At 59.5% G+C, this 16,824-nt stretch carries 11 protein-coding genes and 1 tRNA gene; 1 reads left to right on the top strand and 11 read right to left on the bottom strand.

The window, feature by feature from the left end:
- Nucleotides 1-67: 67 nt before the first annotated feature.
- The 11 genes from GOB94_RS00705 to recN all read right to left on the bottom strand — a co-directional run bounded on the left by GOB94_RS00705 (nt 68) and on the right by recN (nt 15,870).
- Nucleotides 68-721 (bottom strand): response regulator transcription factor, encoded by a 654-nt coding sequence (locus GOB94_RS00705; protein ID WP_255484121.1) that lies wholly within the window; start codon nt 719-721, stop codon nt 68-70.
- Nucleotides 722-1,822, bottom strand: a complete 1,101-nt coding sequence (locus GOB94_RS00700) for a PAS domain-containing sensor histidine kinase (protein ID WP_255484120.1) — start codon at nt 1,820-1,822, stop codon at nt 722-724.
- A gap of 150 nt (nt 1,823-1,972) precedes the next feature.
- Entirely contained in the window at nt 1,973-3,007 is a 1,035-nt protein-coding gene (locus GOB94_RS00695) for an acetamidase/formamidase family protein (protein WP_182277059.1), read from the bottom strand.
- Between the two features lie 242 nt (nt 3,008-3,249).
- Nucleotides 3,250-3,339 (bottom strand) — tRNA-Ser (locus GOB94_RS00690).
- A 183-nt stretch (nt 3,340-3,522) separates the two neighbouring features.
- Nucleotides 3,523-4,554 (bottom strand): arabinofuranosidase catalytic domain-containing protein, encoded by a 1,032-nt coding sequence (locus GOB94_RS00685; RefSeq protein ID WP_182277058.1) that lies wholly within the window; start codon nt 4,552-4,554, stop codon nt 3,523-3,525.
- Nucleotides 4,555-4,694: 140 nt separating this feature from the next.
- Nucleotides 4,695-5,690, bottom strand: a complete 996-nt coding sequence (locus tag GOB94_RS00680; RefSeq protein WP_182277057.1) for a tetratricopeptide repeat protein — start codon at nt 5,688-5,690, stop codon at nt 4,695-4,697.
- 35 nt (nt 5,691-5,725) lie between these two features.
- Complete coding sequence (locus tag GOB94_RS00675; protein ID WP_182277056.1) at nt 5,726-9,595, bottom strand: carboxypeptidase-like regulatory domain-containing protein; 3,870 nt, start codon at nt 9,593-9,595, stop codon at nt 5,726-5,728.
- Nucleotides 9,596-10,041: 446 nt separating this feature from the next.
- Nucleotides 10,042-11,004, bottom strand: coding sequence for a tetratricopeptide repeat protein (locus GOB94_RS00670; protein WP_182277055.1), 963 nt, complete (start codon nt 11,002-11,004; stop codon nt 10,042-10,044).
- Nucleotides 11,005-11,023: 19 nt separating this feature from the next.
- On the bottom strand, nt 11,024-12,100 hold the full coding sequence (locus tag GOB94_RS00665) for an arabinan endo-1,5-alpha-L-arabinosidase (protein WP_255484119.1): 1,077 nt from the start codon (nt 12,098-12,100) through the stop codon (nt 11,024-11,026).
- A 29-nt stretch (nt 12,101-12,129) separates the two neighbouring features.
- Nucleotides 12,130-13,740, bottom strand: coding sequence for a CRTAC1 family protein (locus GOB94_RS00660; protein ID WP_255484118.1), 1,611 nt, complete (start codon nt 13,738-13,740; stop codon nt 12,130-12,132).
- Nucleotides 13,741-14,163: 423 nt separating this feature from the next.
- Nucleotides 14,164-15,870 carry a DNA repair protein RecN gene (gene recN / locus GOB94_RS00655; protein ID WP_182277053.1) on the bottom strand — a complete coding sequence of 569 codons (1,707 nt, stop codon included), beginning with the start codon at nt 15,868-15,870 and terminating at the stop codon, nt 14,164-14,166.
- Nucleotides 15,871-16,028: 158 nt separating this feature from the next.
- Between recN and GOB94_RS00650 the strand changes: the two genes are divergently transcribed.
- Nucleotides 16,029-16,823, top strand: coding sequence for a MotA/TolQ/ExbB proton channel family protein (locus GOB94_RS00650; protein WP_182277052.1), 795 nt, complete (start codon nt 16,029-16,031; stop codon nt 16,821-16,823).
- Nucleotide 16,824: the final 1 nt, after the last annotated feature.

The following is a 16,824-nucleotide window of genomic DNA, read 5'->3' as shown; positions in this document are numbered from 1 at the left end:
TCCTCCGTGGTTCCTGCCCCCTTGGAAGGGCAACGGCACATGATGAGTTGTACGGGCCGGGGAAATCTCAGATAGCGGTGGTGCGCAGAACGTAGCGGACGAGGTCGGCGACGGACTGAAAGCCAAGCTTGCGATTGATGTTAATACGATGCGACTCTGCGGTACGGACGCTGATGTGTAGTCGTTCTGCGACTTGTTTATTGCTCAGGCCGTCGGCAAGCAGGCCAAGCACCTCGCGCTCGCGCTCGGTCAACGAGGGTTCGAAGGGGTCCCGGGCGGGTTGGCGGGCCGTACCTGTGGGCCAGGCGTCGATTGCCGACTCGACGACGTGCTGGGTAAAGAAGGTTCCATTAGCTGCGACGGTTTCGACGGCGTTGAGGAGGACGCGGTCTGCGTCGCTCTTGAGGACAAGCCCCCGCGCACCGGATTGAAGGACGTCCTGCATCACCATCTCGGACTCGTGCATGGTGAGGACGATGACGCCGGTGGCGGGTGAGGCCTTGCGGATGAGCCGCGCCGCCTGGGGCCCGTTCATCTGCGGCATGGAGTAGTCGAGGATGGCGATGTCGGGCTGTAGCGACGTGGCCAGTTCGACGGCCTCAGCGCCGCTGCAGGCTTCGCCTACGATTTCGAGGCCGGGGCGGGTGGCAAGCAGGTCGCGGACCCCCCTGCGGATAAGCATATGGTCGTCGGCAATAAGTAGACGCAGAGCATTCATCATTCAATCTCCGGCCGGAACAACGGCGCGCACAGTAGTTTCGCATGGAGCGCAGTCAACCGTCAGGCATCCGCCGAGCCGTTCGAGGCGCTCGCGCATGCCGCCGATGCCGACGCCGCTGCGGCTTTGATAGGCCTCAAGCAGCAGGTGCCGCGTGGGGCTGTCTCCATTGTCCTTCATTTCGAGCTCAAGCCATGGGCCGTTGTGTCGAAGGATGACAGCGGCGGTGGCGCTCCCCGAGTGGCGCAGGATATTGGCCAGGCCCTCCTGCAGAACGCGATAGATAGCGATCTCGGCCTCGTCCGGGAAGCGGCCAAGGTCTGGAGGCATCTCCAGCGCGACGTGGATGCCGCTGCGCTCCTCAAAGCCTTCGACGATCCAGGGGACAGCGGCCGCCAGTCCACCCTGCCCGAGCAGCGGCGGATGCAGCAGGTAGGCTGCGCTGCGGATGCGGGCTGAACATTGCGAGGCGATCTCGCGTGTCTCATGAACGAGGTTGTGTATTCTCTCCTGCCCGGCGACGTCGAGCTGCGCGTCGATCAGGCCGGCGAGGCGGGTGAGGTTCCAGTTAAGGACGGCGAGCTCCTGCGAGGTGGAGTCGTGGAGGTCGCGTGCAAGGCGGCGGCGCTCCTCCTGCTGCAGCTTTTCCAGTTGCAGCGAGATGGCGCGGAAGGCCTGCTGCGCACGGTTGCGCTCGGTAACGTCCTGATAGAGGCCGTAGACGCCCGCGAGTTCGCCGTCGACGACGAGCGGGATGCCGTAGATCTCGACGTCGATGGTGAGGCCGTCGCGGCGGCGGCGCTGGGCGACGGTATGCACCTTGCTGCCCTGCAGGACGGAACGTGTGAGATGGCTGGCATGTTCGGCCATCTCATGACCGGCGATGAGCGCGTCGATGTCCTCGGCTGCCAGTTGTTTGGGAGTGTACTGAAAGAGCGCCTCAAAGGCGGGATTGCACATCGTAAAGCGATGGTTAGCGTCCAGGACGACGATTGCGATGGGACTGTTCTCAAGCAGCGCACGGAGATACGTGGCGGACGGCCCTTCATCCGAATCGCCGGGAGAAAAAACAGGGTGCTTCAAGAGAAAGTTCTGATCGATCACGTGAACCTCGATCGTGCAGCCTGTGGAGCGCCGAACAAAGAGACGCTCCCTGCTTCTCAGCTCTCAGGGTTGCGCTGATTCTATCAAACACATACGCGCAACCAGCATGATCGGTTCCCTTCTCATCTACAGTGAGGACTTGCACGCGACCTATTTTGCCGCGGTGAAGATGTCCTTGGGCAGCATGGCATGAACGCCGACGTTGCCATCGACAAGCTGCGTGATATCGAGGTCGACGGCAACACTGGAGAGCATGTATGCGTCGTCGCGGCTCATGTGCTTCTCTTCGACGAGGAAGTCGATCATGTCGCGCAGGGCGTGCTGCGTGGCTTCGGTGAGGTCGGGACTGAAGCCCATGGTGATGTAGTGCGTGGGGGTCTCCGCGCGGGGCCAGAGCAGAGGCTTGCCCTTGATGACGGTGAAGCGGAAGGTGCCGGTGAGAAAGGTCTCCATGGCCGTGATGTCGACCTCGCCGTTGCCCTGCCCTGCGTGGCCGTCGCCGGCGAGGAAGAGCGCGCCTTTAGCGGCGACCGGGATATAGAGCGTGGTGCCGGCGACGAGTTCTTTATTGTCCATATTGCCGGCGTGCGCGAACGGTGGAGCGCTGTCGACCCGTCCCTGCCCGGGCGCAACGCCCATGCTGCCGAAGAAGGGATGCAGCGGGATGTCGATGCCGGGGGCGAAGTGGGCGATCATCTTTTCGCGGTCGAGAGGAATGATGCGCGAGCGGCTGTAGGGGTACTCCATGGGCAGGAAGCCGCGATGCAGGCCGAAGCCGTTGCAGGCGAAGTTGGTGTCGAGGTGGATCTTGAGGATTTCGACCTTGAGCACGTCACCGGGCTCGGCCTCCGCGATGGCGACCGGGCCGGTGAGGATATGGCCGCCGGGCCCTTTGTCCTTACCAGGATAGTTTTTGTAGACCTCTTCGTTATAGGCCGGAATATCTTCAGCCTTGACGCCGCGCTCGATAAGGCGATCGGTCGGACCGCAGGTGGAGAGCGTCTGCATCGTGACTGTGTCGCCCGAGTGTACGGTGATGGCGGGCTTTGCATTGGCGGCGTAATGGCCCCACTCCACGGTGCTGGAGGTCGCGAGGACGGTGTGGTCCTGGGCACGGAGAGCGGTGGCTCCAATAGATGTGGAGACACAAATGACGAAACCTGCTGCAAGAAACGCACGGCGCATGAAGGAACCTCGAAGGAGATTCTTCTTAGTAAAGCATGAGATCTCTCCGCAGGCGATACGGGAAATTACGGAGGACCGCAAATGCCAGTGGCACTCGGCGTTCGCTTGTTGGCCTGGTTTGCAATGGGTCGCTGCTTGGTTCCTCACCTGTAGGCCGGCTCGATATAACCGAAGTTGGCACTGTGCCGGCGGGGCAGTCGGCCGGGGCTTCCTTTGCATCAAGAAAAGACGAGACCGTTATATGGCGGAGGGAGAGGGATTCGAACCCCCGTTGCCCGTTAGGGCAAAGCGGTTTTCAAGACCGCCTGTTTCAACCACTCACACATCCCTCCGCTGGGATGCAACCGCTTTGCAACCAGCATAAACTGCTGATTTGGGCAGCATTGAGCATAAGGTTCAGTTGATTCGAGGTGTACAGAAGCACAACTCGACCGAACCCAACGCCTCTTCGCCGGTTCGCTCAGTATAACGGTTCGCGAGGATGGCTTCACCTGCCCCAACCGTCGGCAGGAGTATTACGGCTGGAGTTGGCCGGCATATCTGGCGGCTACGATATTGCTCTGGACCTTCTCCAATGCCTCGTGCGTTGGCATCCCCTTGGTCATGACACCCTCGAAGAAGTAGCCTTTGGCCCAATTACTGTTATCACCACCGATCCCCAGGATGATGGCTCCTTCTTGTTTCATCGGCTGATAGCCTTTCGGAAGAGGAATGATGCCAGTGCTGGTCAGTCCGCCGGATTGCGCGTTGCCCTGGTAGATGGCGTAGCTATGCTGACCGTCGCTGGCGCCCATATCAGTGACGAAGGTGGTACCGACGGGTACCTTGAGGTGGCCGTAGATGCCGTCCTCCATATCGAGGCCCGCGTCGGGAGCGCCAAGCTTGTCTTGATACATGATGTTGATAGCGTCCATGTGGCCCGCTTTGTTGTCGAGGTTGTTCGACTCGGCATTCCCAAAGTCAAAGCAGCACTTGTTGTTGAGATTGAGTGCAGAAGTGACCATGTAGACGCCCTCGGGCTCACCATTGACGGCTGTGGCTTTGGGGCTATCGTTGCGGTAGCCCATGCCCGGTAAGATGGCTACACCATAGACCTTGTGTCCAGAGACGGTCGCGGGGAGAGAATTGGCAACGGCCGGCAGGTCGTACCCATTGGGGCCAGGTCCATGAGCTGCGCCACCGGGAGGCGCGGGTGTGAGGTCGTTGTGGTTGGGCGACTGATCGTAGAGCCTGGTGATGGTGCAGGTCGTATGGGCACAGAAGGCATCCTGCGCCGCTGCGTTCGCATAGCCATCGGGTAATACACCAATGTTGGCGTGGGTTTTGTCCGATTGACGCGTGACCTGGTAGAGCGGGCCGGTGTACGCCCTATATAAAGCGCGGGTGGTGCTGATAGCCGCAACACAAGGCGTGGCGGACGCAAGAAGATCGCACGGCCGCGGCGTCACCTTTTGCGCTGAAGCGGCTCCAACCGGGTTCATCACAAAGGCGAAAGCAACAACCGCGAGCAACAGGATGTTTCTGAGTGAGGTCGACTTGAGTGGCATGAGAAGTTCCTGAGTTCCTTTGGTTTATTTGTTTCGTTCACCGGCTTAACAGCCGGTGACTCAATATCATCTTCGGTTCGCATATCAAGATACTCCCGGAATGGCTCGAGGCTGGGGACTACCCGGCAACGGCCGACCATTCATTGCGGAGACGTGACTGCACCCGCAGTCGCGGGAGTACCCGCAAGCGCTCCCGGCGGCCCCTGCTGCTTGCGATCGAGTTCAACAGCAACCTGCAACTCGCGCCAGGAGTCTTCTTCCTGACCGAGCCTCGCCAGCGCGAGCCCCCGATAATAATGTGCCGGTTGATAGTCGGGAGCCGTCTTTTCCGCGCGCAAAAGATACTGCTCTGCCTGTGCGTAATCCTTTCTGCGAAATGCAAGGATGCCCATACCGGTCAGCGCGCCGCCATGCGTTGGATCGCGTGCGAGCACCTTTTGAAACAGAGGTTCGGCCTGGGCATCATGCTGCACTTCAAGCTCGATTTGACCCAGCTGATAGTACGATTCCGTCTGCACCGGCTGTAGTTGGATCGAGCGCTCAAACTCCGCACGGGCCTCAGCGGTTCGCTGCTCCATCGCGAAGATATGCCCCAGCCCATAGTGTGCCGAGGCATCGGCGGGGCGCTTGGCCAAATACGCGCGGAGATCGGCTTCAGCCGCCGGCATCTGTTGCTCCTCGAGCTCAACCCGCGCCAGCGCATAACGCACATCTGGATCATTCGCCGCAAGGGTTTCGGCTCTCTTCAAAGCCTCCTGAGCCTCGGGCAACGCACCCATCTCGGTTGCCTGAATACCGAGCTCAAGCAGCAGCTTCGGATCGTCCGGCAGTTTGGTGCGGGCGTGCTCCAGCGCCAGCAGCGCCGCATCCGGACGGTCCGCGCGCCGCGCTGACACCGCAAGCTCTGTAACTGCCGCCAACTCCCCGCTCCGCGCCTCCTTGTCTTGCGGATCAATATCCAAGGCCGCCTCAAACGCGTCCATCGCCTCCGGGTCGCGGTGTTCCCCGAGCAGCAACTTGCCACGTGCATCGTTTGCGCGCAGCACCTTGGCCTGGAGAAACACCTGCGCATTCTCAGTCGCCGTCGCTTGAGCGGCCCCTTGATACGAGGCTGCCCCAAACAACAGGATCGCCAATAGAGAGCGGACCACTCGTGTTTCGTCCCTCGGGGTTAGAAGATGATCTTCCCCGTAAGTTGCATATTGCGCGGGCCATAATCGACGGCAGTCGGAATACCGAATCCAGTGTTTTGCGACGAGTCATTCGGCGCAAGGTCCGGAAGAGCCATCCGATGCCGGTTGAAGAGATCGAACGCCTCGCCCTTCATCTGGAAGGTAACTGTCTTCGTAATGTGGAAGTTCTTCAGCAGGCTGATGTCCTCCGCCAGATAACGCGGTCCCGTAATCGCCTCGGTAACGCGCGCGAGGTTGCCGAGAGCAAACGGCGCGAAGGAGCACGGTTGCGCGGATGTTCCACAGTTCGGTGAGTACGGCCGCGCCCACCCGACGCCTTCGCGGTTCTGATCGACAAACGCGGCCTGCGACATCGGGACACCGGGATCATTCGCTCCATTCGTTCCCGCAACTCGATACGCCGGCTTGAACCAGGACTCTCCATTGAAGACGCTGGGGCCGTTCTTGTTCGCCTGGTAGGCTGAGCTCGCAAAGGTCTTGCCGCCAAGTGACGCAGGCCCGGCATCGAACGTGATGCAGTTCTGGTAGTAGGGGATGCCGGTCGCGCAACCAAAGCCAATCGGCTGTCCGCTGGAGTAGCGTTGGATCGCGCCCACCTCCCATCCGCCCACGAGCAGGTCCAGGCCTCGACTATGGTTGGCCCATCTTCGTCCTTCACCAAATGGCAGCTCGTAGAGATAACTCAGTGAGAACTGGTTCGTCAGGTCCTGAACGCTGACCGCTTTATCGCCCTTCAGGTTGGTCGAGTACTGCGCCTGCTCGCGCTGGTTGTTTGACGTATAGCTGAAAGGAATCAGCGAATCCGCATCGGTGAGCGTCTTCGACCACGTGTACGACGCCTGCAGGTTAAGGCCGTTGCGGAACCGGCGCTCAAGCGAAGTCACCAGCGCATGATACGAAGAGTGCCCAAGGTTCTCCAGGCAGCAATCGTCCGCAATATAGTCATACTGCGGGAACGGACGCAGCGATTGACCGATGGGACCTGTAAAGGTCGAGTACGGCGCAGCGTAGCCATTGCTCGTCCCGCCAAGCGGGATGTTGTACTGCGAGTTGCTCAGCAGATCGCCAAGACCGAAGTACTTCGTGTCGATGTTGTTGAAGTTGGTAAGGAAGCCCGAACGCAGGTCCTGCGCCACCTCACCGATATAACCGATAGAGAAGATCAGGTCCTGCGCAATCTGGTCCTGCAGCTGGAGGCTCCAGTTACTCGTCATCGAGGGCCGGCCATCTCTTGGCAGAATCAGGTCGCCGGCAACGGCCTGGAACGAGCCAGGCCCATTCTGCGCGGTCAACTGTGTCGGGTCCGTGTTCGGGGCGTAGCTGTAATTCGGGAAGCCGATGTTGGAGTTCTGTGGATCGGCAGGCGAAGCCGAATCGAGCCGGAACGCCGGCGTAAACGCACCGCCCTGCGTAGCGGTGCCGCCCAGCGCCACGCTCTTGCTGATGTTGTAGCCCTGCAGCATGCTGCCGCCGAAGTCGTTGTACTGCAGCGGCCCATAGATGATCGCTGCGCCTCCACGCAAGGCTGCTTTGCCATGGGTACCTGGCAGCACGTACGCAAAACCGACGCGCGGGGCGATGTCCTTGTACCAGGTGTCCGCCCACGCCGTGTTGCAGTTGCCGCATGTGGTGCCGAAGACCAGCGCCCCCGGCAGACCGCCAGCAGCGGCATCAGGGGCTGTGAAGCTGAAGTTCGATGTGCGGTTCAGCGCCTCATGCCGCGGGTTGTCGATGCTGTAACGCAAGCCCGCATTGATCGTCAGGTTGCTGGTCACTTTGATGTCGTCCTGGATGAAGCCGGCGATGTACCACGACTTCCAGCGCGGGTTCACGTTGTACACCGTCTGCCCCGCCTGGCCCACTTCACCCATCAGGAAGCTCGCGAACGGGTTGCCGGAACCGCAGCAGGTGTTGCTAACGCCCGCTGACTGGTCGCGGTAGAAGTTGAAGTTGTCCACGTTGTACAGGTTGGTGGAGTACCGCTGATTGCGATAGTCCACGCCCATCCGGATGTTATTCCTGCCCTTCACCCACGTCACGACATCGTTCACGCGTATGCCGTTGTCGATATTGATGCCGTTCTGCTGCTGGCCCCAGTTGGAAGGCGCATCCGGGCTTGGGAATGAGATCGTCGGAAAGAACTTCGAATAGTCATTGGCAAGACCAGCCGCCGCCGCCGTATCGCTCGTCATGAACTCCGAAGACAGGTTCACGCTGTTTGTGCGGTTGTAGCCGAGGTTCAGGTGGTTCAGCAACGTCGGTGTGATGTTGTAATCCCATCCGGCGCGTCCATAGTGGGTGGTGAAGGTCTGCACGTAGCCACTGTTATTGAACGGTTCGGGGAAGTCCGGGGCTGCGGTCAGCTTGAAGTTCTGACGCGTGTTGTACGACCCGAAGATCTTGCTCCGTTGGCCCAGGTTCTGGTCGATGCGGATCGTATAGGTCGTATTGTTGTTGGGCGATACACCGGTCTGAGCGTAGTTGCCGATGTAGCCGAACACGTCGGTGCTCTGGGGCGTCTGGTTCGGCAGGGGAAGCCCGTTCACCAGTTTTTGCGCCGTCGGGCTCAAGTAGTTGGTCGGGATTTGGTTGCCGCTGAGCGGTGTACGGCAGAAAACGCCGGGGCTGGCCTGCATTGTGGTCGATGGGTCATAAATCTGGTTGTACAACACAGGCATATTGTTGTTGCACGGGTTCACCAGGATGTTGTTCACCCCGTTGTACGAGCTTCCGCCTGGAATATATCCGCCCAGGATGTCGCTGAAGTCACCACCGCGTTCAGCCGCGGTCGGCACAGTCGACACGATCACGGTACCGGGGCGGTACTGATACTTTTCCCAGGCAAACGTGAAGAACGTCTTATCGTGGCCGTTGTAGAGGTGCGGAATCCACACGGGGCCGCTGAAAACCCCGCCGTAGTCGTACTTGCTGTCCTGCGGCTTGCTGTACGCGCAGTTGACCTCGGACACCCCTGCGCAATCCAGCACCTTGTAGCCGTCATTGAACCAGTTGTTCGCGTCGAAGATGCGGTTCTTCACGATGGCATAGGCGATACCGTGGAACTCGTTGGTTCCGGATTTGGTCGAGAAGCTTTCAATGCCCGAAGTTGTACGGCCAAACTCGGCAGACGGAGCAGACGTGGTGACCTTGAACTCCTGCAGGGCTTCGATGGAGGGCGAAGTCTCATCGAAGGACGATCCGTTCTCGCTGCGCTGGATGCTGGCGCCATCCAGCAGTACCTCGGCGCCGTAGGCCTGCCCGCCGCTCAGCCTTGAGAAGAAGACGCCGTTGCCGGTGTTTCCTGAAGTACCGCTGCCTGGCCCGGTCGTGCCGGGAATCAGGAAGACAAACGTCTCAGGCGAGCGCAAACCGCCAACACCGGATGCGAGGGACAGAGGAAGGTCCTCGACCTGCTTGTTTGAAATCGTGCCGCCGATGTCGGAGGATTCAGTCTGAAGTTGCAGACCGCTGGCATCGACCGTCACCACCTCGTTTACCGGGCCGGAGCCGAGCGACACATTCAAAGCGATGGTGCTGTTGACCGTCACCAGAACGCCCGTGCTGGTCTTGGTCTGGAAGCCGTTCGCCGAAACAGTGACCGTGTAGGGTCCGATCGGCAGATCGGGGAAGCTATACACACCGGCACCTGTGCTGTGCGTTGTGTTCTTGCCCCCCGTGTCCTGGTTCGTGGCCGTGATGGTTGCATTCGGGATGAGCGCTCCGGTTGTATCGGTGACGCTTCCGCCGATGGCGCCGCGCACCGACTGCGCCATCACCGGAACTGTGGCAATGACAACAAGCAGGAATGAAAACAAACGGACCCGCGCGCACTTCAAGGACGTCGACATACTGAACTCTCCCAAAAACTGCAATGCCATGCCTGTATCCGGCTCTTTGGAAGCGATTACACGAGATTCGAGAAATCGTTTTCTTTGGCGCACAAAAACTAAATATTCGTACCGTTACGTGTCAACCTAAAAATGAAAAACTTCGGTTACATCAAAAAATACCGCCCTCAAGGATGCACCGACAGAGAGGGGAGATACAGGGTCGGACAGAACGCAGGAATGCTCAATTACCCCTCTGGGTCTTGACACGCCCTTTACAATAACGGTGGAAGAACAGCCCGGCACAGGCTGGGTTTTGTTGTCCAGGCGCTCCCTCATAACCACTCCAGGAAACGCTGGATGTGACCTCCACAAGTCCGAAGCTAACCCCAATCCGCTCCGGATCTTAGGTCAAAAAGTATGGGGGGAGAGGCCCCGGTGTCTGGTTCCCTTCCCGTCAATCACAGCTACTGAGTAGTAGCGACAGCCAGCCGTTCCGACGCATAGAACTCCGCCTTGGCCTCCTGCATCTGCCCCAGGTGCCGGTACGCCTGCCCCAGCAGAAAGTGCAGGGCAGAATTCTTCGGATCGAGCGCACAGGCCTGCTGCAGCTCTCGGCGTGCAGCCACATAATCCGCCTTCTGCATATGGAGCTGCCCCAGCTGCTCCAGAATGCGAGGATTCTTCGGCGAGATCGTCGCGGCCTCTACTAGCAGAGGTTCCGCCTCGGCCAGCTCTGAACGGTGCCGCAGCACAATGCCGAGATTCAGCAGCGGCTCCGCGCTTCTCTGCTCCGGCGGCCCTTCGTTCTGCCACGCAATCGCCTGCTGATACGCGGCCACAGCCTGATCGACCTGATTCAGACCCTCATACGACAGGCCAAGATTGTTCTCCGCCTTCACGCTCTTGGGCAGAAGCTTCAGCACCTGCTGAAAACAGGACAGCGCATCACTAAACCGCTGGTCTGTGTACCGGATGCGCCCCAGGCTGTACCACGCATCGGCATCGGACGGGTCCATCTGCACCGCACGAAGGGTCCATTTTTCTGCGTCCTGCCAGTCGGCAAGCAGCACATAATCCTGCCCTACACGCTCCAGCATCTGCGCCGAGGGTTTCTCGATCGCAGCCGCGCGTGTGTACTCCTCGAGCGACTCGCGAGGTTTGTCCTCACGCAGCAACGCATACGCCAACATCGCATGCCCTGCCGCTGAGCCGTCATTCTGCGCAAGATAGGTTCGCAGCGCACTCTCTGCCTCATGGTATCGACCGGTTTCAAGCAGCCCCTGCGTCTGCGTGAGTGCATCCGTCTTCGCGGAGGCAGCAGGCTTAGGATCGGACAAGACCGGCTGTTGCGCGCGGCACAGCGTAACTGCGAGGATGGCCACCACCATCAGCTTCGACACACCGCTGGCAACTGCTGTGATCTTCACTTCCCTGCTACCCTCTTCCCTACTCATTGCCCAACGCAGCTTCGGGCCATCCATCACGCCAGGCGATCGTCGAAATCTGCAGCGCTGGCCTTCCCGTCTTCGCATCGTAGGCATGAAACACAATCAGATCGGGACCATCGTGTTGATGCAGAATCGACTCTCCGCCCGGCCCAAGCCAGCGCCTATTCGGCCCCAGCAGAAGAGACCCACCGCCCTGCAACATCGGCATACCGTTCTTATCGAGATACGGCCCGGTGACTGCGCGCGATCTCCCCACCATCGTTCGATAGGTGCTCCTCGTTCCGCGGCAGCACAGATCGAACGATACAAAGAGATAGTAATAGCCGCCATGTGCGACAACAAATGGAGCTTCAATGGCTTGCCAGTCAGGCGGCAGCGTTGGATGCTCAGGATCAAACTTCTGTGACATCGGCTGAATGGGCTTTGCGCGAGAGGCCAGCGAGTAGAGTTTCCGGTCTCGGCTTGAGAGCATCCCCGTATCCGCATCCAGAGCTCGCATCTTGATGCCACTCCAGAAACTTCCGAAGGCCAGCCACGCGTGATGCTTTGTGTCGCCCACATAGTTCGGGTCGATCGCATTGAAGTCGTCGGTCGCTTTCGATTCGAGTACAAGCCCCTTGTCGACCCACTTGTAATCCGGGCTCATCGGATTCAGCGTCTTATTTGTCGCCAGCGCAATGCCGGAAAGATTTCGTCCGAACAGCGAATACGCGTAATACAACCGATACTCACCATGCGTGTGCGAAATATCCGGCGCCCATAGTTCTTTTGTCCCGGGACTTCGCTGTTGAATCCACTTAGGCATCCCGTCGAATACATGACCACACATTCGCCAGTGCACCAGGTCCTCCGAACAGCGGATGGGAATCTGTCCACCATCAGGTGACTTGCCGGTCGCGAAGACATAGTACGTGGAACCATCCTTGGCGATCGACGGATCATGAGTGAACCAGAAGTCTCCCTGCAGCGTGATCGCATGGGGATCTTGCGCGCGGACTGCATTGACCTCGAACAGCAAAAGCACGCACACCCCGACCTGTAGACCAACTCGAATCCATCTCTGCATTGTGACCATGTCCTCTCTGCGCGCATCCAAGCGCTCTCTCATTTCTTGGGACGCGCGGCTGGTTCGTCGATAGTAAGCACACGGTCTCCTGCAACATTTGTCAGAGTCTGTTTGATGCCGCTGGGCCAGAGGATTTCGATACTCCGCGCGGACGCATCGGCGCCCAGCCCAAAGTGTGCACGCTTGTCATTGGAAGAAAGATAGCTTCCGCATGTAGAGACCGTCCAATACTGTGCTCCACTCGAATCGATGAGTTTGATCTGCGCGCCAATGGCGTCACGGTTGCTGACGTGACCGACCAGCAGCAGCGTCAACCAGTGGTTTTTCGTAGACGTTTCGTTATGGAGAAGGTGCGCTGGGCCATCATTCGTAGTCACAACAGCGTCCATCCTGCCATCGTTATCGAAGTCGCCGACCGCCATCCCACGTCCCACCCAAGCCTCGGAAAAAACTTCACCCGAGGCAGCAGAGACATCGACGAACTTCCCGCCGCCCACGTTTCTAGCCAGCAGCATTGGTTCCTTGTATCGAATCTGGGGAAAGGTTAAATCAACATTATCCAGGTCATGCCCCTGAGCGACGAGTAAGTCCTTGAGGCCGTCGTTATCGTAATCGAAAAACTGCACACCCCAGCCGGAGTTCAATTGCGTCACACGCGCAAGCCCGGAGAGATAGGTGTCATATGAGAACGACCCATCGCCATTATTGCGATAGAGGGCATACTTCTGGTTCGCGAGATTGGTCATCACCAGGTCTGGCAGGCCGTCGTTGTTGAAGTCCTGAAAGGCAATGCCCATGCCGGCATACGTTCGTCCATCACTGTCGACAGCGATCTCTGAGGTCAATCCAACCTCTTCAAACGTACCGTCTCCCTTATTGTGATAGAGGAACTCCGGCATGGAGTCATTCGCGACAGCAACGTCGACCTTCCCATCACGGTCATAGTCCGCAATGGCGATGCCCAGTCCCTTCCCCGGCACCGCCATGCCAATCTTCGACCCAATTTCAGTAAAGGTCCCGTCGCCGTTGTTGTGATACACAAGCGCCGGTATCGCGGGGAACAGGTCCGGATGGCAATAGGAGCGATAGCCTTCTCGATGCTCGCCACAGTACACATCATCGAAGTCCCACCGCACGTACCGCAGCACCACCAAATCGAGCCGGCCATCGTTGTCCAGATCGACCCACGCCGCACTCGTATACCAGGCATTGCCCGCGGAGCGATCTCCGCCCGTGCCTGATTTCGCTGTCACATCTGTAAAAGTGCCGTCGCCATTGTTGTGATAAAGATGGTTGCCGCCATAACCGGTCACATAGAGATCTTCATAGCCGTCGTTGTCATAGTCACCGACAGCGGCGCCCATGTCATACCCAGTCCCCTGAAGACCGGCCTTCTTCGTCACATCTTCGAACATACCGTCTTTCTTCTGGTGGTAAAGACGGTCCCATTCTTTCTCTGATCGCTTGGTAGGTACAGTTCCCTTCGGCGTGGGGTCATCGAGCGTCGCGCCATTCACGAAGAAGATGTCGTCACGACCATCGTTGTCGGCATCGAACATGGCCACACCCGACCCCATTGTCTCGATCAGGTATTTGTGGCTTGTGTGAGAAGCAACAGCTTTGAAGGAGATTCCTCGTGCGGCAGCCACGTCGACGAACTTTCCTGCGACTTCTGATTTTGTGCTGGTCGCGGCTGGGGCTGTTTGAGCGGACAGCGGTCGTCCCGATAAGAGCCAGAAACCAACGACGCAAAATGCAAACAAGAACCGATCTGACTTTGGACATTTAGGTCTTGGTAGATTTGCCGATTTCACGTTGCGCATCTCCGCTATCAAAGCGACTGTGCCTCTCCATCATCCAGAGTCTAGTAAGACTCGGCCCTATACTCTGCCCGAAGCGGAAACGGTCCGTCACCATAGCGTTGATATCCGTGGCGGCTCTTGCCGTCCGCATCTCGCAGGCATGGAAACTATAACTGCTTCGTCGCGTTTCTTCCATCCGGAAGGCTCCGCTACGACGGATGACCACCCGTTCACCTTTGAATATGAAGTTTTCGAGGGTGCTTAGATACCTTAGATACTCTGCTTGAGCATCTGCTCGGCATGGCGAAGCGAAGTGTCCGTCACGCTGGCACCGGAGAGCATGCGTGCGATCTCCACCGTGCGCTCTTCAGGCTTCATCAATCGCACGCCGGTCTGGATGCGTCCGCGCTTCTCCGCCTTTTCGATGAGGAAATGCTGGTCGGCAAAGGCGGCGATCTGCGGCAGGTGCGTGATGCAGAGGATCTGCTGGGCGCGGGAGAGTGACTTCAGCTTCTGGCCGACGGCCTCGGCTGCGCGACCTCCGATACCAATATCGATCTCGTCGAAGACGAGTGTACGCGGCAACGGCAGGCCACGCTTCTTCGCGTGGGCCGCAGCGCCCTCTTCCACGGAGACCTTCAGAGCCAGCATCACACGGCTCATCTCACCGCCGGAAGCGATCTCTGTAAGCGGCTTCACCGGCTCACCTGCGTTCGTAGCAATGCGGCATTCAATCGCGTCCCAGCCATGTGCGGTCCAGGCGCCTTCCGTCTCGTTCGGCTCAACATCGATCTGGAACCGCGCCTGCATCGCGAGATCGTTGATCTGCTTCTCAGCCACCTTCGAGAGCTGCTCTGCTGCCTTGGTGCGCTCCGCACTGAGCTTGCGCGCAGCGACAATATACTTCGCCGCTGCAATAGTCAGGTCCTTCTCCAGTTCAATCAGGCGCGCATCGCGGTTCTCGATATCGGAGAGCCTCTGCGCGGCCTCCTCACCAAAGGCGATCACCTCGGCGAGCCCCGTCTTCTGCGAACCAGACCCGTACTTGCGCTTCAGCCGGTCCAGTGTGGCGAGCCGGTCTTCGATCTCCGCAAGCCGCTCGGGCGAAGCCGTCACCTGGCCCGCGAAGGCCCGTAGTGTGGATGCCGCATCTTCGACCGCAGCCTTGGCTGTTGCAATCTGCTGCGCCGTCTCCGCAAACTGAGGATCGAATCTCGCGAGGTCCTCTACGTGACGTTGCGCGGCACCCAACAGCGACTCCGCAGAGACCTCCGCTTCGTACAGCAGCTCCTGCGCAGCATTCGCGCCAGTAAATAGCCGCTCCGCGTTGGCGAGCACGCGCTTCTCCGTCTCCAGTTGCGTGTCCTCTTCCGCATCCACGATCGCAGCGGCAGCGATCTCCTTCGCCTGGAAGCTCCACAGGTCCATCAGCCGCGTACGGTCCTGCTCAGCATTGCGCAGCTCTTCAATCTGACTGCGCAGCGCACGCCATTTTGCAAAGTGCGTGGCAACGTCGTCTATGCGAACATCTCCAAAGCGGTCGAGCAGCAGCCGCTGCTGTTCAGCATCAAAGGCAACCAGCGTCTCCGACTGCGCGTGTACCAACGCCAACTCCGGCGCCAGCTGCCGCAGCACACCCACGGTCGCGGGCTGGTTGTTGACGAAGACCCTTCCCTTGCCTGTGGTGCCGATCTCGCGGCGGATAAGAATCTCGTCGCCCTCAGCGTCGATGCCGTTGCGTTCCAGGATCTCCTCGGCGCCGGGCGTGGACTCGAAGACACAGCCGAGCACGGCTTTCTCTGCGCCAAAGCGCACCATGTCGCTGGAGGCCTTGCTGCCCAGCAGGATCACCAGCGCGTCAATCAGAATAGATTTACCCGCACCGGTTTCGCCCGTAAGCAGGTTCAACCCCGGGCCAAATACGGCCACCGCGTGGTCGATCACAGCATAGTTTTCGGCGCGAAGCTCCAGAAGCATCGGGTCAGAGTCTCTTTCACCGAGAGCATAGCAGGAGGCGCTCTGGATAGCAGCCGTCAAAAGTTGCATCCAAATGAAAGCAGGGGCCTTCGTACCAAACAAGGTTCGCCCTCCGATACAACGCACAAACGGCAACGGTACACTACTTGATAGACGCTATGACTCTGCTCGCTTTTGCCCTCCTCCTCCAAGACGCGACATCGACCCTTCCCGACTCCACCACTACGGCGCCTGCCGGCAACAACGGCAGCGCCATCGTGGAGATGCTGCACAACAGCGGCCCCGTCGCACTGACCGTGCTGGGAATCCTGCTCATCGCCAGCATCTTTTCGTGGGCTGTGATGCTCTCCAAGTGGCGCGCCTTTGGCTCGGCGGAAAAGCAGAGCAACCGCTTCCTGCGCGCCTTCCGCAAATCCGGCCGCCTGAGCGAGATCGCGCACGTCGCCGACCAGTTCAAGCCCAGCCCGCTGGTCTCGGTCTTCAACGAAATCCACGACGAGTACCAGCGCCAGAGCGGCGGCCGCGGCATCCCGCCCAACCCGGCGGCGATGGAGCGCGCCGCGCTCACCGCCTCCAGCGAGGCGCTCACGCAGATGGAGCACCGCCTGACATGGCTTGCGACGATCGCTCAGTCGGCCACCTACATCGGCCTCTTCGGCACAGTCATGGGCATCGTCAACGCCTTCCACGGCCTCGGGACCGCTGGTGCAGCTACTCTCCGCGCTGTCGCGCCAGGCATCTCGGAAGCCCTTATCACCACCGCTGCGGGCCTCGTCGTCGCTATCCCCGCGCTGGTTGGCTACAACCAGCTGACCGCGCGGCTGCGTGAGTTCGCCTCACGCATGGACGACTTTGGCCGTGAGCTGCTGAACGCCATCGAGAACGCCGCGCTCTTCCAGCCGCAGACACCGCAGTCCCAGCCGCAGGAAGACGGCCGCCGGAGGTCCATCTAGC

Origin of the sequence: Granulicella sp. 5B5 (assembly GCF_014083945.1) — a bacterium.
Lineage (GTDB): Bacteria > Acidobacteriota > Terriglobia > Terriglobales > Acidobacteriaceae > Granulicella.
Note: the sequence above shows the minus strand (reverse complement) of the source record. Positions and strands in the feature narration are given on the sequence as shown.